This is a genomic window from Sporomusaceae bacterium ACPt (genome assembly GCA_041428575.1).
Classification (GTDB): domain Bacteria; phylum Bacillota; class Negativicutes; order Sporomusales; family Sporomusaceae; genus Sporomusa_D; species Sporomusa_D carbonis.
Genome location: CP155570.1, coordinates 3058076 through 3079378 on the forward strand (window position 1 = coordinate 3058076; position 21303 = coordinate 3079378).

Genomic DNA, 21303 nt, shown 5'->3' on the forward strand with positions numbered 1-21303 from the left:
CGTTGCAGCCACAAGAGGAAGTATAACATAAATTGCCAGTAGTGTCAATGAAGGGGGGCAGCAGGTCCCATTACAGGATTTTCGACAGAAAAACCCGGGTACGTTCTTCCTTGGCCCGCAAAAAGATATCGTCAGGCGTGCCTTCTTCGACAATACGGCCTTCGTCCATAAAAATTACCCGGTCGCCGACCTCGCGGGCAAAACCCATTTCATGAGTAACAACAGCCATGGTCATGCCTTCGTTGGCCAGTGTCTTCATAACATCCAATACTTCTTTAATCATTTCGGGATCAAGAGCTGAGGTAGGCTCATCAAACAACATAACTTTTGGCCGCATTGCAAGCGCCCGGGCAATAGCCACCCGTTGCTGCTGGCCGCCGGAGAGCTGTTCGGGATAGGCATTGGCTTTATCAGCAAGCCCAACTTTGGCCAGCAGGTCAAGAGCAATTTTTTCGGCTTCGGCCTGGGGTGTTTTGCGGACTTTTACCGGCGCCAACGTAATGTTTTCCAGTACTGTCATGTGGGGAAACAGATTGAAACGCTGAAACACCATGCCCACTTCTTCCCGCACTTTATTGATGTTGGCTTCATTGGTAAGCGGAATACCGTCAACGATGATCTCACCTTCGGTAGGCTGCTCAAGATAATTAATGCACCTGAGCAGGGTACTCTTGCCTGAACCGCTGGGGCCGATAATAACCACAACTTCCTGTTCGTTGATATGAGCATTAACACCTTTTAAAACATGCAATTTACCGAATTTTTTATGAAGATTTTTAATGCTTATCATCTGTCTTGTACCTCCGCTCAAGATAATCGACAAAGCGGGATATGGTTAAGGTCATTATAAGGTAAATAAAAGCGACTGTCAGCCAAATTTCGAACGAACCATAAGTACGGGCAATAATGAGCTGCCCGCGCCGTGTAAGCTCTTCAAAACCAATTACCGACACCAGTGACGAATCTTTGAGCATGGCAATAAACTCATTACCCAAGGGAGGAATAATCCGCTTAAAGGCTTGCGGTAAAATTATGTAGCGCATAGTCTGGGCCCAGGTCATGCCCAGCGACCGTCCGGCTTCCATCTGCCCCTTGTCAATTGACTGGATACCGGCCCGGAAGATTTCGGCAATATACGCCCCGCTATTGATACTGCACGCGGTAATCGCGGCAATAAAGGGATCAATCCGCTGACCGACAACGATGGGTAACGCAAAATAGATAATGAAAATCTGCACCAAAAGCGGCGTTCCCCGGATAAAGTCGACATATACAGTAGCCAGCATCTTAAGCGGCCACAGTACCGACAACCGTGCCATGCCGACAAACATGCCGATAAGCAGACCAAATCCGACACTAAGCGCCGTAATTTGCACCGTAACACCGGCCCCCAGGAGGAGCAGCGGAATTGATCGGACAATCAGATCAAAATCAAAATTCAAATTCCTCACCCTTAATAAAATAGTAAGAAAGGTTGCATAAAATCACATGACAATTATATGCGGACAAGCAGTAGGTGTCAATAAAAAATTACCGAAGAAAAAACGGCGCGGATTGTCGCGCCGTTGCTTTTACTTTAACGGTTCCTAATTGTCATTGCGACGTAGCGCAGCAAATTCACCCTATTGGGGAGGCTTTTTGCCAAACCACTTCACATAGATTTTTTCATATTCGCCGTTTTTCTTAAGTTCATCCAGGGCCTTGTTAATTTTGTCAGCCAGCTCGGTATTTTTCTTGGAAGTGGCAATACCATAGTCTTCGGAGGTAAGCGGCTCACCTACCGTCTTGGCATCTTTGCCGCCGGCCTGAGCTATGTAATATTCGTTAACAGGCAAGTCATTGACAACAGCGTCTACGCCGCCGGCCTTAAGTTCCATAAAGGCTTCAGGAGCAGTATTAAACTCACGGATTGTTGCGTCTTTGATTTTTTTGGCTTCATCGGCGCCGGTAGTGCCGATCTGAACGGCAATTCTTTTGCCTTCGAGGTCTTTAAAGGTCTTCAAGGTATTGTTATCGGCTCTTACTACCATGGATAAGCCAGACCTGTAGTACGGTTTGGAAAAGTTTACTTTCTTAGCCCGTTCGTCGGTAATGGTCATAGCCGAAATACCGGCGTCAATATTCCCGGCTTCCAAAGCAGGAATAAGACCATCAAAGTTCATGCTCTGCACTTGAACTTCCATACCCATTTGCTTGCCAATCGCCTTGATAAGGTCCATATCGAAACCGACATATTCTTTAGTCTTTTCATCCTGGAATTCAAACGGAGCGAATGCGGTATCCGAACCAACCTTGAGCACTTTGGGCTTGGCCGGCTCAGCCGGTTTGGCAGATTGGCCGCAGCCGGCAAGGCCTATTGCCAATACAAACATGACCAGCACAGACAAAGCAATAAGTTTTTTAGACACGGACGTATCCCCCTTTAAGTGTGAAAAAATCCTGTAATAATTATACGAGTCCGCGTATATTTAGACAAGTAGTTTAACATGTATACATGAATAGCATCTTTCATGTCCGCATATACTATACTTTCATTAAATTTGTCTACAATCGACCGGCCTGCTCTTGTGAGACGCACAAGCTGCTTAATCAGCACTGCCAAGCATGAAAAAGGAGATTGCTTCACTAGCGTTCGCAATGACGATAAAGGAACGGTATTCCTCCCGGTCATTGCGAGCGCAGCGCGGCAATCTCTACTCCCGGTACTTTCCAAATATAAAAAGCCCGAAAACAAGTTCCGGGCGTTATCCAGCGTAATCTATGCTTATTGTTCTTGCTCTTTTTTGGCGATAAAGCAGTCACGGCAATAAATAGGACGATCATTGCGAGGTTTAAACGGAACCTGAGTAGTTACGCCGCACTCGGCACATACTGCTTCATGCATTTCCCGTTGAGTTGTCTGACCTTCACCGCCGTCACGACTGCGTCTTCTGTTGCCACGACATTCACGACAACGGGCAGGCTCATTTTCAAAACCTTTTTCTGCGTAAAACTCCTGCTCCCCTGCTGTGAAAATAAATTCTTTTCCACAGTCCTTGCACTTAAGAGTTTTGTCCTGAAAAGCCATTAACGAAATCCCCTCACCTTATGAATTTAAAAACCACTGCTTAGCCGACCTGGTCTTTGACCCCACACTCGCCTGCTGGAAGGCTCGCTACTAAGAAATCAATCTCCTCACTACTGCTTCTCTCGATCAAATTATGTATATTCGTCCGGACCGGCAGGACTTACATCTAAGCCGCACCATGCTCAGAGCCGCTTTGAGCTCCTTACGTGGATCGTTTCGCCTGCGACTGGCATCGACTTTCAACCACAGACCTAAGCAAATTGGTTCTTAAATTAAATTATAGATTTGCCGCCCTAAAAAAGCAAGCACATATTTTTCTGATGTTTCAAAAATTGGCTGATATTGACAAACAGGGAATAGCTGAAATTACAATCTCAGCCCGCGCCGTGTTTCCCTGTTTAAACCGGCGGTTTTTTCTTTAAACAGCCCCTCCCAGCGCTGTTGGTAATAGCGGTAAATGGTCGGATACTTTTTTTTCAGATAGATAATACCGGCGGCATATTCTTCTGCCATACCTTGCAGTTCTTCCAAAAAACCCATGGGAAACATGTACGTCATTTCATCAAGCATATCTTCCATTGCCTCAAATTCTTCGGCAAGCCAGCGTAAGATATCAATTAATACCGGCGGAAATATTTTTCTGTCACCGCAAGCCCGGTCAATTTCACTCATCAAAAGCATTACCGTCTGCATCTGGAGCGAATATTGCTGCAGTTCCTTATTGTTCTTATCAATAGCAAGCGCTAAATCGACAAATATTTTAGCTCCGGTAAAGTCCACATCTTTACGGCACCGGTGATATTCTTCCATTAAGATGCCTACTATGACGGATATATCTTCCGGGTTCCGGAAATTCTTGATAAACTTTCGGGCTGCTGTTTGCGCTTTCGCACACTTTCCCCGGTCGTCAAGAGCTTCGGCAAAATTAATCCAGGCAGCATACAATTCAATATCGGCAGCAGACGGCGCCTCAATGGCGCGAATTTGCTCCTCAACTTCATGGATTAGCTGATCTTCACGCTCAACAGCTGAATAAACATCCAGGTACAAATCCCAAAACTTCCTGACCGCGTTAGGATTAGCCTCTTTAAATTTCTGCAGCTCAGCAAACGCCTCATCTGCCCGCAGGACATTAAGCAGCATTTTGATTTTGTCTCTCCACATTATCAACCATTTATCAGGGCCGACAATCTTTTTGAGTTCAGAAAACTGGGCGGCAAAATGCAGTTCTTTGCCACGCCAGATATATGCATAAGCCAGCGCCAGCCGGGCCTTAATATGCTGCGGATCAATGGCTACCGCCCGCTCCAGCAGCTTTACGGCCTGACTGGTGATATTGCCGCCGGTTGCCTCCTGCAGCAAATCTTCAATCGACTCGCCGTATTGCCGCAGTATGTTGTATTCTTTGCGCAATTCCGGGTCACGCAAGGTATCATAGGCCTTGCGGATTTTCTGAAACTCTTCAGGATGGCTTTCCGGCGGATACTGCCTGACTTTTTCGAGATAACCGCGTTTAATGCCGTCTAACGCGGCATCCTCACTGATTCCAAGCAAAGCATAATAATCCTCCACCTCACGCTTTGCCTTCCTGCGCCGTTTGAACGCCGGCTTTGTACCGGACGCGGCTCTCTTTTTACCGCTGGTTTTCTTTGCACAAGTCTCATCGCCGCCTTTAGGACATTGTTCAGCAAAAAGGCTTTCCTGCTCAAGCATTTACTCTTCCTCCTGCATTTCCAACTCAATCAAAAAGTCGGTCACTTCATCAATCATTTTTTGCATTTCCATAGTATCTTCAAGCAGCATAGCCTGTTCTAATTTTTGCCTCAACTTATTTAATTTCCGCTGCCGCAAATCATCACTGTTTTGCAGAATTTCCGCTATACGGTCCTGTAATGCAGTCAATTCCCGGCGCAGTTCTTCCGGCGAACTATCCTCTCCGCCTTCATCGCAAACTCCATCGTCATCCTCAAATTCAGACGCAAAAAAGTCATTTTCCAAGTCGTCTTCATCTTCGTCAGGAGCATTTTGGTAAAGAGCCTGAAGCTTGTCCACACTTTGCGCAAACTTTTGCTGCGAATCCCGTTCTAATGCGTCATGTACAGTCAAAGTCTCTTCTTTTTTATTTGCTACACATTTGGCGGTAACTTCCAAAATGCCATTCAAATTATAGCTATAGGTCACATCGATCGGCTCCACTTCCGACCAGTTTGCCGGGATACCCTCCAGCCTAAATTTGCCAAGACAGTGATTATATTTGACAAGAGCATGCTCACCCTGATAAATTTCAATTTCAGCTGCGGTCTGTCCCGGTACGGCAGTATAAAACCTGTCGGTACGCGTCACCGGAATGGTGGTATTACGGGGAATAATCACATGGAAAACACCGCTGCGGGTAAACCCGTGATGGTCGCCCAACACACTGATTCCCAGGGAAAAAGGGGCAACATCGGTGATAATCAGTCCGCTGTCTGACAATACGCCTGATTTTAAGCCCGCCTGCACAGCGGCGCCCAAAGCCACCGCTTCATCCGGATTGACATCACAGCACGGCTCCCGGTTAAAAAACTCAACAATTAATTCCCGCACACGCGGAATGCGGGTTGACCCGCCTACCAGCAAAATTTCACGAATCTCTGCGGGGTCCACCTGTGCGTCAGTCAGCACCTGCCGCACACATTTCATAGTTTCAGCCAACAAATCATCAATTAACGCCACAAATTCCTGCCTGGTTATTTCAGTTGACAGACCTACCGGCCGGTCATGCTTCATTGTAACCAGCGGCAGATGAATCGCCGTTTTTTCTGCCGCCGACAATTCGATCTTAATTTTTTCAGCCTGTTCTTTTAGCAGGCTTTTGGCGCGAATATCCTGTAATGGATCAACCCCATGGCTTTTCTTGATCTTCCCGGCCAACCAGTCCACCAACCGCCAGTCAAAATCTTCGCCGCCCAAATGATTATTGCCGGCCGATGCCTTTACCTCCAAAATACCGTTCATCATTTCCACAACAGAAACATCAAAGGTACCGCCACCCAGATCATACACCAAAATATGCTGGTCTTCCTCCAACTGCTGCAAGCCAAACGCCAAAGCCGCGGCGGTAGGCTCATTAATAATCCGTTCCACGATAAATCCGGCCAATTCCCCGGCTTGCTTGGTTGCCCGGCGCTGTTCATCAGTAAAATATGCCGGAACGGTAATAACCGCCTCTTTTTCCCCTTCGCCAAGCTCGGCATCAACATAACGTTTCAATTCTTTTAAAATCATAGCCGAAACTTCCTGCGGCAAAAACTGTTGTCCAGCCATGCAAACCGGTTCATCAGACCCCATTTTCCGTTTAACGGCCGCAACTACCCTGTCAGGCATGGCCACTTGTGAAGCGCGCGCCACATCACCGACAAGCACTTTACCATTTATGTCAATCATTACTACCGAAGGAATAATACGCTGTCCCGCCGGTGAAGGAATAATTTCCGGTTTGCCGTTAACCATAACGGCTACTGCCGAATTAGTAGTCCCCAGATCAATACCCACAATGGGCCGTGCTATTTGAGCCATAGTTATCCTGTTACCTCCTGATATGTAATAACCTGTGCCTTACGCAACAATCTTCCTTCACTGTCCACAAAACCGCGTTTAACTACTTCTGCCACTTCATAAGGAATATTTGCCGCAGTTCCCGGCGCTCTGGGCATGACACCCACACCTATGGCCACCTGAGGGTCAAACGTCTTTCCTATAATATCCACTTCATATATGCCCAGCTCAGCCAACGCCGCTACAATTCTTTGCGCCCACTGATGCAAAAGCGGCTGCCAGGCATTATTTTCTTTATCGTTAAGGCCGGCACAGGCCATATCGATTTCATCCAACTGGCATAATAACACATCAAGCAAATATTCGCGCTGCCTGCTTACAGTAATGAAACTGTCAGTTTTGGCATCATATTCCGCCTGCCATTGCCGTACCGCTTTCAAACCTTGGGCCAATTGCTCCAGTTTTGCTTGCACTTCCTGGCCTGATTTATATTGCAGCCGCGTCAATTTGGCCAACTGACCGCTAAATTCGTCCTGTTGCTGCAAATTCTCTGCAGTTCGCTTACTTATTTCATTAATCGCGTCTTTAATTTCCTGTTGTTGCGAAGCTAATAGACCAACAGCATGCTCAAACTCGCGATGCCTGTCTTTTTTCCAAAACAACCAACTCATTATTCGCCTTCCTTTTACAAAAAATCCTATTTACACTATATTCAATTATATCAAGGTATCATAGAATATAGCCACCTATTTTCTAAAAAAAAACACCAAAGTCATTAGAAATTTCATTTTTCCAATGATTTTGGTGTTTGCAAAGTGTCCATCGAAGGCCCGCCCCTAGTTCCCTTTCGGTCAGACCTCCGCTTTCCTTTTCCTTCTATTGTTTTTTTCAATCGCCTTTATACTTTGTGTTCCAGCGTTTCATAAACCACAACCAATCTTCAGGATGCGCTTTAATGGCATTTTCAATAATTTTTGTCATCCGGGCCGTATTTTGATAAAGCTCCTGGCCCGGATCTTCACAACGTTCATAAACCAGCGGAGATTCAATAACGACATGGTGACCTCCCCCGGGACGGTGATAGGTATATCCAGGGACGATAACAGCCTCAAATTTTTTGGCAAAAATAGCAGGACCTGCCGGTGTGGACGCCTTTTTTCCCAGAAAATCCACGAATACGCCATCGGCGCCGCCATCCTGGTCAGCGAGAAATCCCAATACTTTGCCGTTTTTTAACGCCCGGGCGGCCTTAACAATTTCATTTGTACCACGGTTGAACACCTCAAGACCAACCAGTTTACGATATTCATTCAAAATGCGGGTATACTGGGCATTGGGCTGTGGTTTGACAATGGTTGTCATCGGAAAACCGGCAAACGCCAATGCCGCCCCCATCCACTCCCAGTTACCCATGTGCGCAGTCAAAAATACCACGCCATGCCCGGATTTCAGGCCTTCTCTCAAATTATCCAAACCTTCAATAGATACGTATTGTCCAATATTATCAGGTGTCAACGCCGGAGTATACATCACTTCCATAAGCGTCTGTCCTAAATTGCCAAATAACCGGCGGATCAAACCTTGCGCCTCCCCGCGGGAAATTCCCAATCCGCTCATGGCCTGCGCAATTCCCCGCTCACGCTGACGCTTGGCAATTAAATAATGCAAAAAACCCAATCCCCGGCCAATGCGGCATACCAACGAATATGGCAACAAACAAATCAAGCGACTAAGTGTCTTAAGTAAAAAATACTGCATGGGGTCAGGCCTTGCGTTTTTGCGTTATGAATTCATTCATACGCAATTGTAATGTCCTTGCTTGCGCAAGCAGCACATCATCGCGAACTACATCTTGAAACCCTCTTGTAATTTGCGAAGCATGTACTCCAAACATCTTTGCCAGCTCTACACCTGTCGCCAAATTGTTATTCAATGCCACATAAATTAATAATCTTCGGGCTGCCACAACATTTCTCGCCCTGCCGGGGCCTTTTAAATCATCGCCGCTCACACCGGTTGCCAGATAAATACATTGGATTAGGTCATCGATCGAAGATTTCGAAGTATCAACATATGTTACACTTTCACGTTCTTCCATGCACTTTGCCATATGCAGCTTTTCTCCTAACTCGTCTATACTGTCTTCTTTTCTACTTGACATTAAGCTCATATACTGGTTGACACTCCCCATGCCTAAAGGCAGGGGATTCTTAGGTGATTAAACCGAAGTCCATTTCTGGTATCGGAGTATGACCCCAAGTTCAGGGCTATGCCATTAGCCCGTCCCTGGGCAGAGCGTATTAGCTCCCAGGGCTGGCAGACTATCGCTTATGCTACACCATCTGCCACAGTTGCGGACATGATATTAATTGCTCCAACTCTATCCCGATGGGCTTTGTATCCGCAACCGCACTTGTATTTTCTGTCGTTGGCTTTGTTGAGTTCTCCACATTTCGGGCATTTCTGGCTTGTATGTTTTGGATTAACATACTCAACTTTAATTCCAGCCAGAGTTGCTTTGTATTCAATATATTGAGCCAAACGATAAAAACTCCAGACATGCAAATTCTTTTCGTTTTTACGGCTTGTTCTTGCCGTCTGGCGTATGCCAGAAAGTTTTTCAAGACGGATAACGGATACTTGGTTTTCTTTTCCGAAATTGACTATTTTACGGCTAATCTTATGGTCTTGGTCTTTCATCCAACGTTGCTCTTTGTTGTGGCGTTTTTCGATAGCTTTGAGTTTCTTTAGCTTACCGAGCTTACGGCGCACGGAATGATGTTTTCTTTTGATGAATTTGTTTTGTCTTCCGTTGCCTACGAACTTGGTCTTACCGCCTTCTACAACGGCTACGGCAGGGATTTTTAGACCTAAATCTACGCCCATAACTTTGTTGCCTTTAGACTGTTGTTCGGGCATTTCTACGGCTATTTGGGCTATGTATTTGCCTGATTTTTGCGTTATACGAAGACTACCGAGTTTGCCGTTTAACCGTTCCCGTTGGTAGTCGGTCAATACTACTTTAACTTCAATACGCTTGGACTTATCGGCAATTAATACAGGAAACGACAGGACATTTTCTTTCAGAGAATAGTTCTGGTTGTTCCAGATGGCAACAGGTTTTTTAAGAATTGGCACTCTGACTTCTTTTTGGTCTTCGGGCTTTAATCTGGCATTGGTGCGAACATTCTTTTTATACTTTTTAAATACGCTTTTAGCGTCTTGTATTGCTTGATTTTTTACTGCACTAGAAAGCTCTGCAACAACGGTTTTGCTAGTATATTTAAGGGTTGTATCGGCTTCTACGAAGTCTGCTACGATTTGGTTAACCAAGCGGATATATTCTTGGGTTGTTGCTTGAAGAAGGATATTCTGTTCTCTAGTTGGCTCTAATTTGATTTTGACGGTGATTTGCACTATTTCACCCCCCTTTGCGAAGTTTTTTGACTCTCAATATACTGCTTAATTACGGAAAGTGGCGCACCGCCTACAGTAGCTACGAAATAGCTGTTTGTCCAGAGTGTAGGTAGTTTTGTTGTCAGATGCTTAAACTCTTTGCGAAGTATCCGCGAAGTATGACCTTTAATTTCTTTAATGAGTTTATGGACTCCATATTGCGGGTCTACTTCGACAAGCAAATGAACGTGGTCAGGCATAATTTCTATTTCGATGATTTCTGTTTGACGTTCGGCGCAAATACTTGCAATCAACTCCTTTAATCGCCGTTCTACATCATCAACTAAAACCTTCCTGCGATACTTGGGACACCAGACTACATGGTACTTACAAGAGTATACAACGTTGTTGTTCGACTTGAATTTAGTGTTCATATATGTATTATAACGCACTTAGCTATCTAATACAAACAAAAGAATTAAACCTATTGAAAAACATCGAGTTTTTCAATAGGTTGTGCCTTATATCCCCATAGCTGAAGCAAGGGGCTTTACGGCACTTTCGGTAACCTGAGTTTTCTTGCCATCATGCCACCCCGCATTCCCACTGCTATGTCCATGTTATAATATTATTCGCAATAATGCAAGGCCTGACCCCATATGACTGTGGTGACGGTTTGTGATATAATAAAGCAAAACAACGCGATATAATGCGAAAAGGAGTGTGGGGGAATGGAGAAAATTCTACAGCAGTTGCTTGATGGTCAAAAGCAGTTGTTCGAGGGGCAAAAGCAACTGTTCGAGGGGCAAAAACAGATATTTGCCAGGCTGGATAAGATTGAGGACAGGCTGGATAAGATTGAGGACAGGCTGGATAAGATTGAGGACAGGCTGGATGGTGTTGAGGTTACACTTAAGGAAAACGTGGACATGACCAAGGCATTGAAAAACTGGACGGAGGAACTGGATGCCCAGGTGCATGGGCTAAGCCACACTCTGGCCAGGGTAGAGGGTAAGGTTAATCAGCTTGAGGAAAAAGTAACCAAGATTGATGGCAGGCTTGAGCAGATGGAAAAACAGCAGGATGTCATAAAGGCTGATGTCATGTTCCTGGCACGGAAAGCTATTGAACAGGATGAAGCTATATACCGTCTGCAGAGAGCGAGATAATGAGATAGCGCCTATCAGGTCAGCCTGGTAGGCGCTATGGTTTTTTTTGCCGGGAAAACAAGAAACAAGGGGAAACACGCCAAGGTTTACCAGCGAACAACGAGTCGTATTAAAAGAAGTGATTATTAACAAAGTTCCTTCGGAGGTTGGATGACGCAGAGTTTATCCTATACCCGTCCAACTATAGTTAAAAAGTAGTAAAATCACTTGAGGCCGTCGGCTTATTTGGGTGTAACTGGGGGAGTCATAGGAGAAATAACGCAAAAACGCAAGGCCTGACCCCTTCTCCGTCTAGACCCCTTTGTTGCTCTATTTAAAAAGTTTAAATAGTAAGGCCTGACCCTTTCTTCTTAAGACAAAAGAACCGTCACCATGTCTCCCGTCCCCGCTGTCATCCCCTAAAATAAAGAAGGCCAAAAGCATTTGGAAATTCCAATTCCTAATGCTTTTGGCATGAATGTTAAGTGACGAAATTTTTATTGACCCATTTTTCTAATATCTTCCACAGACAGTCCAGTAATATCCATGATATCTTCTATACTCATTCCACGATTAAACATTTTCCTTGCTATCTCTATGGCTTTTTCCGTTTTCCCTTTTTCCTCTGCCCCACTGACAGCAGATATATGATCCAGCAGAGCCTTTTCCCTCATTTCATAAAGATACCGCTCTTTGTCCTGCTTTAAGAAAATTTCTTCCGCCGTTAGAGCTTTACGAATTGCAGGTTCACTCATAGCGATCTCCTCCATTTCCTGTGGACTTGCGTTGGAAAGGTACATGAGCCATTTGTCGAGACGTGTCCTGGGCGGAATGCTGAGCGCCTTCCATTTGGACAGTTCCAAAAAGTGAAGTTCCATATCTCGATTGAGTCTATACCCAGTTTGGGCTTCATACAAAGAAAACATACTATGATACTTATCCATATTGGGCAGGAAATTGAAATTCAAAACATTGACGGTTACGGTACGCGACAGGTCTTTATATTTTTGCCCCTTCTGAAGCTGCCCTTGATACAGTCTAGCCCAGTAATACAGCGTTCTCTTATCAATATCAAACTGATTAGCAATTTGCACTTCTATGTTAATTATACTGCCGTCACTGCCCTTGCCCAGAATATCAAGCCGTGACAATTTATCAGTTATATGCTCGGGGTCCAGTTCACGTTCAGCCAGGGTAATGTCTGCCAATTCATCCCGTCCATCGGGCGACAGAACTGAATTTAGAAAACTCAATAGAATTTCCTTGTTTTCCTCGCGGCCAAATACCCACTTAAACAAGTAATCATTGATACGGTTTAGATTCCAATCCATTCTTACCCCTCCTGTTTTTATTATACCAGATATTCACAGAAAAACTACCGTATACAGCGCAAGATGCTTTATACCAATTTCTCATTGCCAATTTAAAATCAAAATTACGTTCCAATTTTGAAATCGTGCAAGGCCTGATACCTTGTTTTCACTGTGACAAAAAAGGAACGTCCCCGCTGTCATCTAAAAATACAGTAGCTATCAGCTTATAGTGCTTACCATCAAGTTCATACTCATCACCAAAGCTTATTACAAAATAAATTTGCCCATTTACCCGATAATTGCCTAATGGTAACTGAATGTACTTTTTTTCATATTCCGGATCAGTAATAGTAAAATTTCTATAGCTAATACCATCATAACTAAAACTGGCAGCTATTTTCCGCTTATTATTCCATGGTAGAACATGAATATGTATAATAACATTTTCTGGTTTAATAAGCTTAAGTGAACCCATATTAACTGCTTGTGTGCGCAGATCATCACTGGCAACAGCCCTATCATGGTTATAAAAAATATAACGCTCCTTGCATGGTTTACACAATCTAATAACCTCTTGCAATGTGGAGCGTCGTATCTTTTTCCAATGATATCTATCGTCAATTATCCAATTTTCCGGTTGATAATAATTTGGTTGCCTCGCTTTACAAATAACTTTAACTACATCAAGCACACTAGTTGACGAGCCATCATAGTACCTCATATGTTCTTCTGTTATAGCTTGTTTGATTGACATATCTTCCGAAATAACTCTTATCCATTCTCCTGTCCTAATATCAATGCCTGCCACGCAATAATGTCCCATTTTTCTTGATTTTGTGAGCATAATCATGGTTTTCTCCATCAAAATCACTCCTCGCAGCACTGCTAATAAGACACTGCCTCCTTCTTTTGCATGTATCTAAAGCCTATCTCTGCGTTCTTCTTCCTATAGGCCTCGTGAAGTAATTGCTCATAGCCCAATTCTTCTCTAGAATCTTCTTGTCCTAAATCAAGTATTATCTGCTTTACATCGGCAAACTTTTCCGGGAAATACAACATAACTAATTTTTTTTCCAATTCTTGATGAGAAACAACATTTTCATCATGTAAAATATGCCTGACATCCATACCGTGCTTACGGAATGCCCTTGCGACAAGGCTAAAACGATGACATTCCAAAGGATCTTTTTCCGTACACATTATGGCAATAATCATGGCTTTCTTTAACCCTTGCTTGACTCTGTCTATCCCCTTAAGAAAAAGAGCCGACCGCTCAGTTTTTTCAAAATCTAAGTATCCATTAGTATAAAGTGAAAGATCTTCGCGTCTAGCGCCAAACTCTTCTCCCATAGGAACATACGAAATATCATGGTTAAATAAAAACCGTTTCAGCTCATTTTGATTAAACTGAGGCGTATGTTTACTATATGGTACACTACGCACATCCACAACGCAATTAATACCGCTTTTCTGTAAAAGTCTTAAAAAGAACTCAGCCGAAGCATTGGAATGTCCGATAGTATAAATAAAATTATTGTTCACTGCCGATCACCTCCTTTTTTATCTTTCATTATCGCCACTGCATATCTGCATATTATAAATGCACTGTTGACAAATCAGGGACTATTTTTGTTATATATTCAGCTGCTAAGCGCCGATGGCAATGCTGTGCAGTAGCTTCTGCACATAACAAACAGCCATTATTAAAAAGCGCAGACTCCAGCCTGTCCAATGGTTGCCGTTCGGCTAACAATTGCAGATAACGCCGTTCATACTCAGACCAATTTATTTTTTTGTTTTTATAGTCATCTAAAATACCTTTTGTAGGGGCTAATTCCGGCAAATAAACATAATCAATTCCCGCAATCTTTTGCAAAAAATATTCGAAGTCGGGCACTTTCGTAAATCCGGCAAGTTGCGAAGTATTGTTAAGCCGAATATCGATAATTCTTTCTACCTTACTGGTGATTAGCAACTCAAAAAAACAACGCGCGCTCTTTTTACTAAAGCCGATTGTATATAAATTTTGGTTAGCCACAACTATCTCCTTTTAATTTGAACTCATCTGTATAATTTCATTCTATACCAATTTGGCCTTAATGTTCAATGCCTTCGACAACTTTCATCCCCGTTACCGATTTGGCGAAAAACCTAGCTAAAATTGAGTCTATTTGCTTTGAGCAGGACACTCCCCGCCTATATTAAAAACGGCGCCAATTATTTGGTCATTACGAGCCAAGACCAATTTGAACGCCTAAAACAACAACTGGCACTCTATAAGCGGCTTTAACCGCCGAAAGCAGGCTTCGCCTCGCCGTGCAAGACCCAATGCCTCGTTTTTAATGTGACAAAAAAGGAACGTCCCCGTTGTCACCCTATTAGACAAAAGAACCGTCACCATGTCTCCCGGCTGCTAAAAATGGCATACCACTTGAAGATGTTTTATCAAGATTTAAAGTTGCATAGGGATAAGTCTAACTTATCATCTGTAAAATTATGTTAATAATTTTGCTCATTTATAGATAATATTATATGATTATATCCCAACTAACCGGCGTGCCGCGTTTAACTGCCCGGGTAACTTTTTTGTCCAATAATACATCATAATATTTTGGCGCAAGACCAAGCCCGGGGCGGATAGCTCTTAGGTTTTCCGGCGTAAACTCTTCCCCTGCCACCATGTCTTTCACCACATAAAGCGAACGGCGAAATACGAGTGACTTTTTTTCTTTCTCCGTAGGCCCATAGCTTATCTTGCCCAATGCCTGCCAGGCCCGCTTGGTTTCCTCAACTAGTATTTTCATTTCATCAGGCTCTAAAGAAAAGGCCGCATCCACCCCGCCCTCGGCGCGCGATAAGGTTAAGTGTTTTTCAATTACTGTCGCCCCGAGCGCTACGGCGGCCACCGCCGCCCCGATGCCTAAGGTATGGTCGGACAACCCTACTTCGCAACCAAATAGTTCTCTCATGTGAGGTATGGTCAAAAGATTGGATTCTTCCGGACTGGCCGGATAGGTGCTGGTACATTTAAGTAGTATCAGGTCTTTGCAACCGGCCTCCCGCGCTGTCCTTACAGCCTCATCAATCTCTGCTAAAGTTGCCATGCCAGTAGACATGATTATGGGTTTGCCTGTACTCGCCACTTTGCGGATGAGTGGCAAATCCACATTTTCAAATGAAGCAATTTTGTAGCACGGGACGTCGAGGCTCTCCAAAAAGTCCACTGCCGTAGCATCGAACGGCGTACTGAAAGGGACAATACCGAGCTCCCGGCACCGGTCAAAAATGGGCTTGTGCCACTCCCACGGAGTATATGCTTCCTGATACAGTTTATATAAAGATTTTCCTTGCCACAGACTTTTGTCGTCACTTATGAAAAACTCACGTTCGGCCATGTCAATCGTCATGGTGTCCGCAGTATAGGTCTGCAGCTTAAGGGCATGCACGCCGGCTTTGGCCGCCGCCTCGACAATGGCGAGCGCTCTTTCTAGCGACTGATTGTGGTTGCCGGACAGCTCGGCAATGATGAAGGGGGGATTATGTTTACCAATCGGCAATTTTTCCATGTTAAGTCCCATGTCTATACCTCACCGAAACAGGTTTTGTATAGTCTGTTTTTTATTTCCTGCCATTTTTCTTGAAAATGTCCGTAGCAAATTACATCTTCAAACCGGCCATTTTTAAATATATGTTTTTTTAGGCATCCTTCTTGCTCGAACCCCAGTTTCAAATGATATTTCTGGCTTATAGCATTGCTGCTGAGAACTTCACCGCACAGTTTGTTAAAATGCATGTTGTCAAAGACTTTCTCCAATGCCAAAAACCCCATTGCCCTGCCACTGCCCGGCGGCGCGCTGGTATCTCCAACGTAAAAGCCCCAGTAACACCGCCTGTTATGTAAATCTATTTTACTTAAGTTCACCACCCCTGTTGGCACTTTGTTTACTTCAAATATGAATATTTGCGTATTTATATCCCCTGTCACTATTTTTTCAAACCATTTAACATGTTCTTCCCAGGTTATAACATGGTCGGAAAACATGGCGGCACGGATACGTTGTGAGCTGCGCCATTGAAATACTTGTCCAAGATCATTTTCCAACATGGGGCGGAGCCGACATTCTGCATATCTAGGCATAATTTTTCATCACCACGTCCAAAACCAAATTGCTGCCAGCTGTATTGTCCAGCAGTGAAAAAGCTTTGACACTAATGCTCCGGACTAATTCGGCATCATTGAGTAATTTTTGAACAGTTGCCTGCAGGTCTTCTACCCTTACTGCACAGGCTTTTCCTAAAACAATAGCCGCTCCTATGCTTTCTAGTTTTCTGGCTATATTTCCTTGGTTTTCGGCCAGGATAAGTAAAACCGCCGGCAGCCCCGTACAGCACCGTTCCCAAGTAGTCGTTCCCCCGGCCCCAAAAGCAAGATCAGCGTTAGCCATCAGCACCGCCATATTATCTACCTGACAATGCAAAGTCACTTGCGGCATATCCTGGCAGAAGGCAGCAATTTCTTCTTTGTGCGGATTTGAGCTGCCTACAACCACGTCCACGGCAATGTCTGGCCGATCAAGCATTTTTATCGCTTTTAACGCCTTGAGCGTTTCATTGGTCGGATCACTGCCCCCGAAAAAGACCAGTATCCGCCGCACCGTGCCGTCCCGCTGCCTAAGGCTTTGACGCGCACGGTAAAACTCCGGCCGAAGCAGCGCATATTTCGGCCCCAATAGCTTTACCGCTCCCGGTGGTACGAGGCCGTCATAGCGCTTTTCCATGTTTTCGTATAAATTTTGGTCAAGCAATAGATCGCAGTCATGCGTCCGATCAGCCAGATCATCGATGACCATTATTTTTTTAGTATATGGCCGCAGCGACTTTTCCCAGCGCGCATCAAGGGCATAGTGATCAACAATCAGCCAATCCACTGGTCGATCAAACTTTGCTTTAAGTACTGCCGCCGTGTCCTTAGCGTCCTGCTGCCAGCTTGTCCCCAGCCAGGCGGCATGGGGAACGGAGTCATCCGGCTCTGGCCCGTCCTGCCGCTGAGGCAAATAGACGACTTCATGTCCTTTGTCACGGACCAGCCCGCCGATATTGCCGGCAAAGTCCCGGCAAATAAAGAGCGTGCGGCAGCCTTTTTCTTTTAAGGCATTTGCCAGCGTCAGGCAGCGCATGACATGGCCTGTTCCTATTTCCCTGGATGAGTCGGTGCGAAAGACGATATCCATATATGTCACCTTAGCGGGTTATACTTTCAAAATTTCTTTTGTTCAACATGGGCATTGATATAATACCAGTCAGAATGCCTGTCAAATACAGCTAGAACATCTTCCACTGTAAAGTCCGGCTTATCAGGATAAAGCTCTAAAAGAATTTTTTCTATCAGCCTAAAATCGTCGCTTGTATCAACAGTACAACGGTGCCGGCTTTGATCCGTTATGTAGACAACATTTTTTAATTTAAAAAGCTCAGGATGGTTGTATATATATGGTGTAACGTGTTCCCGCTCCGGCGTCGCCGTTGCTTCTTTAAAGGCTTGCTCCAGGGCAACAAAAGAAAATACCTCAGTATCCATCCCCCGCGGGTAGGTTCTGACCAGGGTATTGGAGACGTAGTCGCATCCATCGCATGTGATAAATGTGTCAATAACTTTATCCACTACTTCAGAATCAATCAGCGGGCAGTCGGACGTCACTCTAACCACGATATCAGCTCGCGCTTCGCAGGCGGCATAATAGTAACGGGAAAGTACGTCATCCTCAGATCCACGATAGCAAAGAACATTGAGTCGTTGGCATAGTTCTACAATCGGTTCGTCCACAGCATTCACAGTAGTAGCAATTACTATATCATCCGCTTTTTTAGTTCTTTTCAGGCGCTCAATATGATATTCCAACAGCGGCTTACCCAACACTTCTTTAAGGACTTTGCCGGGCAACCTTGTTGAAGACATGCGCGCTTGGCTGATAATCACTGTTTTCACGCTAGCACCTGCCTAAGGATGTCGATCACGTATTTCTGTTCTTTCGCATCCAAAGAATAATACATTGGCAGACTAACCGCTTCCTGGTAATAACTTTCAGCTGCCGGAAAATCTCCCAGCCTGAAACCAAGCCGCCGGTAATAAGGCTGGGTATGAACCGGAATATAGTGAACATTGACACCTATCCCCCGCGCCCGCAGTGCGTCAAAGACTTCCCGCCGGCTTTTCCCGGTTTGGCCAGCATCGACCCGCACGACATACAAGTGCCAGGCCGACTGGCCGTCCGGGTCTTGCCAGTGCAATACGAGCGGCAGACCGGCCAGCTCCCTGTTATACCGTGCGGCAATCTCGGTCCGGCGCGCGACAAACCGGTCAAGTTTTGCCAACTGACTTAGTCCCAGGGCAGCCTGTATATCAGTCATCCGGTAGTTATAGCCCAAGGTCGTTTGTTCGTAATACCAGCCGCCAGGCGGCTCATATTCCATCCGCGCCGGGTCGCGGGTGATGCCATGGCTGCGCAGCAGCAGGAGTTTCCGGTATAAGTCCTCGCGGTTTGTCAGTACCATCCCGCCTTCGCCAGTGGTTATGATTTTTACCGGATGGAAACTGAAAACTACCATATCTGAATAAGTACAGGAACCGATGGGATAGCCCTTGTATCTTCCGCCAATGGCATGGGACGCGTCTTCAATAATAGTAATGCCGTGTTTACGAGCTAAATCGCCTATTTCGTCCATTCGGCAAGACTGGCCGGCAAAATGTACCGGTATAATAACTTTGGGTATTTTCCCTTTTCGGGTCGCTTTAAGAAGCTTGTCCATCAGTTTTTGTGCGCACATGTTGTATGTACGTTCGTCAATGTCTACAAAGTCGACATCCGCCCCGCAATATAGGGCACAGTTCGCTGACGCCACAAAAGTATTTGGTGATGTCCACAGAAGATCTCCCGGCCCCAGACCGGCTGCCAGACAAGCAATGTGCAGAGCAGACGTAGCGCTGTTTACGGCAACGGCATATTTGGCGCCGCAGTAAGCAGCCACGGCTTTTTCAAACCGCTCGATCGCCGGCCCCTGGGTTAAGAAGTCAGAGCGCAATATGTCCACAACGGCCTGAGTATCATCCTTGCCCACCGTTTGCCGGGCATAAGGGATATTTTTCATTTATACCAGCTCCCTTAATTCTTCTACCGTTAAGAAATGCGCATTTGTATCGGAATTATATTCAAAGCCTTGGGGTACAGGGATGCCAGTTTCCCCTAAGGGGTTTTTCGTAAAATCTACATGGGTTTGGAAAGTAATTGACGGCTGAATTACGTAATGATCGGCAAATTCAAGGGTCAAATGGGAATCATCCGCCGGGCACATGACTTCGTGCAGTTTTTCACCAGGGCGGATGCCGATAATTTTATGAGGTACCTCAGGCGCAATGGCTTTAGCTAAATCGACAATGCGGCTCGATGGTATCTTGGGAACAAATATTTCGCCGCCTTGCATCCGGGCGAAAGATTTTAAAACAAAGTCAACTCCCTGTTCCAGAGTAATCCAGAAGCGAGTCATACGCACGTCAGTAATGGGTAGTTCTTTGGCCCCCTCAGCAACCAGTTTTTTAAACAGCGGTACAACAGAGCCCCGGGAGCCTACAACATTGCCGTAGCGCACTACAGCAAAGCGGGTGTTCTGACTGCCGACAATGTTATTGGCGGCGGTAAACAACTTGTCGGAGCATAATTTAGTCGCACCGTACAGGTTTATCGGGTTAGCGGCTTTGTCGGTAGAAAGGGCAATTATTTTTTCTACCTTGTTAGCAATGGCAGCCTTGATTACGTTTTCGGCGCCGTGGATATTGGTCTTGATACATTCCATAGGGTTATATTCTGCTGCCGGTACTTGTTTTAAGGCTGCAGCGTGGACAACATAGTCCACTCCCCGCATGGCCTGGATTAACCGCTCACCGTCCCGTACGTCGCCGATAAAAAAGCGCAGGGATTGGTAAAAAAATTCTTGTTGCATTTCGTACTGTTTAAGTTCGTCGCGGGAGTAAACGACAACCCTTCGGGGACTAAATCGCGACAATAATGTGCGGACAAACTGCCGTCCGAAAGAGCCTGTACCGCCTGTTATCAGAATAGACTTATTATTAAACATAGCTACACCACTCTCAACTCAATGTTAATGTACTTGTCCGGTTTCAAAACTGCCCTCGATCTCCTTGTTTAATGCCTGAAACGAAGGAATGATTTCATATAGAAGGACATCATTGAGCCAAACCCGGTCCTGACTTTCCATTGCCTCCTGCAGCATAACAATTTGCCTCAATAAATTCTGCTTCACCAAAATAAGCTGCTCCGCATTGTAATACCAATCCTGATGTTTACTAACAACATTCAAAGTATCGACAATAAACTGCAAACCATCCAAAAGTTGAGAAAAATTACTCCAAGTATGCTGGCTCGCTCCTTGATAAAATTCATCTACCGTTGCCTCTATTTCCGGAACAGCACGTACTAAATAATCTTGCATTGAAATGATGGCATCATCAATTAATTCTTTTAAAGTCTTTATTCTAACAATAATTGTTTTAATATCTTCCAAATTGGCAACTATATATTGGTCATAGTCATGATACACTTTTACGCCGTCGATTTCCAAACAGCTTAAATGCTGATCCGAATTAGCCAGTATTTGGTTTATTTGTTCAAATACTCCTTCGACCGCCGTAACTTGATTATCGCATTCAAAGACCTTATCCAATATTTTAATTTGCATACTCCTACTCCTATATTAAAAATAATAGCAGTCTCTTTATTTTGCGCTGTTCCGCAATTTGGAACTTAAACAAGGGAACTTGTCCTAAGCC

Annotated in this window: 23 protein-coding genes; 1 reads left to right on the top strand and 22 read right to left on the bottom strand. The window is 44.9% G+C overall.

Annotated elements, in window-relative coordinates; all coding sequences use genetic code 11:
* Positions 1-70: 70 nt before the first annotated feature.
* From SCACP_RS15930 to tnpA, 11 genes are all read right to left on the bottom strand, one after another.
* Positions 71-790 (bottom strand): amino acid ABC transporter ATP-binding protein, encoded by a 720-nt coding sequence (locus SCACP_RS15930; RefSeq protein WP_425058471.1) that lies wholly within the window; start codon positions 788-790, stop codon positions 71-73.
* The gene (locus SCACP_RS15935) at positions 777-1442 is read right to left on the bottom strand and encodes an amino acid ABC transporter permease (protein WP_425058472.1); all 666 of its coding nucleotides are present in this window, start codon (positions 1440-1442) and stop codon (positions 777-779) included. The genes SCACP_RS15930 and SCACP_RS15935 overlap by 14 nt, the downstream gene beginning before the upstream one ends.
* Positions 1443-1622: 180 nt before the next feature.
* Complete coding sequence (locus tag SCACP_RS15940) at positions 1623-2408, bottom strand: basic amino acid ABC transporter substrate-binding protein (RefSeq protein WP_425058473.1); 786 nt, start codon at positions 2406-2408, stop codon at positions 1623-1625.
* A gap of 356 nt (positions 2409-2764) precedes the next feature.
* Entirely contained in the window at positions 2765-3067 is a 303-nt protein-coding gene (locus SCACP_RS15945; protein ID WP_425058474.1) for a zinc-ribbon domain containing protein, read from the bottom strand.
* 366 nt (positions 3068-3433) lie between these two features.
* Complete coding sequence (locus SCACP_RS15950) at positions 3434-4780, bottom strand: J domain-containing protein (RefSeq protein ID WP_425058475.1); 1347 nt, start codon at positions 4778-4780, stop codon at positions 3434-3436.
* Positions 4781-6625 carry an Hsp70 family protein gene (locus SCACP_RS15955; RefSeq protein WP_425058476.1) on the bottom strand — a complete coding sequence of 615 codons (1845 nt, stop codon included), beginning with the start codon at positions 6623-6625 and terminating at the stop codon, positions 4781-4783.
* A gap of 2 nt (positions 6626-6627) precedes the next feature.
* On the bottom strand, positions 6628-7275 hold the full coding sequence (grpE, locus tag SCACP_RS15960; protein WP_425058477.1) for a nucleotide exchange factor GrpE: 648 nt from the start codon (positions 7273-7275) through the stop codon (positions 6628-6630).
* Positions 7276-7492: 217 nt separating this feature from the next.
* A complete protein-coding gene (locus SCACP_RS15965; RefSeq protein ID WP_425058478.1) occupies positions 7493-8362 on the bottom strand; it encodes a lysophospholipid acyltransferase family protein in 870 nt (289 codons plus the stop codon).
* A gap of 4 nt (positions 8363-8366) precedes the next feature.
* Positions 8367-8765, bottom strand: a complete 399-nt coding sequence (locus tag SCACP_RS15970; protein ID WP_425058479.1) for a hypothetical protein — start codon at positions 8763-8765, stop codon at positions 8367-8369.
* A 167-nt stretch (positions 8766-8932) separates the two neighbouring features.
* The gene (locus SCACP_RS15975) at positions 8933-10021 is read right to left on the bottom strand and encodes an RNA-guided endonuclease InsQ/TnpB family protein (protein ID WP_425057662.1); all 1089 of its coding nucleotides are present in this window, start codon (positions 10019-10021) and stop codon (positions 8933-8935) included.
* A complete protein-coding gene (tnpA, locus tag SCACP_RS15980) occupies positions 10021-10434 on the bottom strand; it encodes an IS200/IS605 family transposase (RefSeq protein ID WP_425057661.1) in 414 nt (137 codons plus the stop codon). The genes SCACP_RS15975 and tnpA overlap by 1 nt, the downstream gene beginning before the upstream one ends.
* Before the next feature lie 297 nt (positions 10435-10731).
* Here tnpA and SCACP_RS15985 point away from each other — a divergent pair, with 297 nt between their 5' ends.
* Positions 10732-11169: a hypothetical protein gene (locus tag SCACP_RS15985; RefSeq protein ID WP_425058480.1), complete on the top strand. Its 438-nt coding sequence runs from the start codon at positions 10732-10734 to the stop codon at positions 11167-11169.
* Between the two features lie 476 nt (positions 11170-11645).
* Here SCACP_RS15985 and SCACP_RS15990 read toward each other — a convergent pair whose 3' ends face one another.
* The 11 genes from SCACP_RS15990 to SCACP_RS16040 form a co-directional block, all read right to left on the bottom strand.
* Entirely contained in the window at positions 11646-12479 is an 834-nt protein-coding gene (locus SCACP_RS15990) for an Rpn family recombination-promoting nuclease/putative transposase (protein WP_425058481.1), read from the bottom strand.
* Positions 12480-12627: 148 nt separating this feature from the next.
* The gene (locus SCACP_RS15995; RefSeq protein ID WP_425058482.1) at positions 12628-13323 is read right to left on the bottom strand and encodes a dual OB domain-containing protein; all 696 of its coding nucleotides are present in this window, start codon (positions 13321-13323) and stop codon (positions 12628-12630) included.
* Positions 13324-13346: 23 nt separating this feature from the next.
* Positions 13347-14003 (bottom strand): DUF488 family protein, encoded by a 657-nt coding sequence (locus tag SCACP_RS16000; RefSeq protein ID WP_425058483.1) that lies wholly within the window; start codon positions 14001-14003, stop codon positions 13347-13349.
* A gap of 52 nt (positions 14004-14055) precedes the next feature.
* Positions 14056-14499 (bottom strand): DUF488 family protein, encoded by a 444-nt coding sequence (locus tag SCACP_RS16005; protein ID WP_425058485.1) that lies wholly within the window; start codon positions 14497-14499, stop codon positions 14056-14058.
* Positions 14500-14989: 490 nt separating this feature from the next.
* Entirely contained in the window at positions 14990-16039 is a 1050-nt protein-coding gene (gene pseI, locus SCACP_RS16010) for a pseudaminic acid synthase (RefSeq protein ID WP_425058486.1), read from the bottom strand.
* A 2-nt stretch (positions 16040-16041) separates the two neighbouring features.
* Positions 16042-16599 carry a UDP-4-amino-4,6-dideoxy-N-acetyl-beta-L-altrosamine N-acetyltransferase gene (pseH, locus tag SCACP_RS16015; RefSeq protein WP_425058487.1) on the bottom strand — a complete coding sequence of 186 codons (558 nt, stop codon included), beginning with the start codon at positions 16597-16599 and terminating at the stop codon, positions 16042-16044.
* Positions 16592-17692 carry a UDP-2,4-diacetamido-2,4,6-trideoxy-beta-L-altropyranose hydrolase gene (gene pseG / locus SCACP_RS16020; protein ID WP_425058488.1) on the bottom strand — a complete coding sequence of 367 codons (1101 nt, stop codon included), beginning with the start codon at positions 17690-17692 and terminating at the stop codon, positions 16592-16594. Before pseG ends, pseH begins: the two co-directional genes overlap by 8 nt.
* Before the next feature lie 26 nt (positions 17693-17718).
* The gene (locus SCACP_RS16025) at positions 17719-18447 is read right to left on the bottom strand and encodes a cytidylyltransferase domain-containing protein (RefSeq protein WP_425058489.1); all 729 of its coding nucleotides are present in this window, start codon (positions 18445-18447) and stop codon (positions 17719-17721) included.
* Positions 18444-19607 (bottom strand): UDP-4-amino-4,6-dideoxy-N-acetyl-beta-L-altrosamine transaminase, encoded by a 1164-nt coding sequence (gene pseC / locus SCACP_RS16030; RefSeq protein WP_425058490.1) that lies wholly within the window; start codon positions 19605-19607, stop codon positions 18444-18446. The genes SCACP_RS16025 and pseC overlap by 4 nt, the downstream gene beginning before the upstream one ends.
* Positions 19608-20591: a UDP-N-acetylglucosamine 4,6-dehydratase (inverting) gene (gene pseB / locus SCACP_RS16035; RefSeq protein ID WP_425058491.1), complete on the bottom strand. Its 984-nt coding sequence runs from the start codon at positions 20589-20591 to the stop codon at positions 19608-19610. It abuts the gene before it with no gap.
* A 24-nt stretch (positions 20592-20615) separates the two neighbouring features.
* The gene (locus tag SCACP_RS16040; protein WP_425058492.1) at positions 20616-21212 is read right to left on the bottom strand and encodes a hypothetical protein; all 597 of its coding nucleotides are present in this window, start codon (positions 21210-21212) and stop codon (positions 20616-20618) included.
* Positions 21213-21303: the final 91 nt, after the last annotated feature.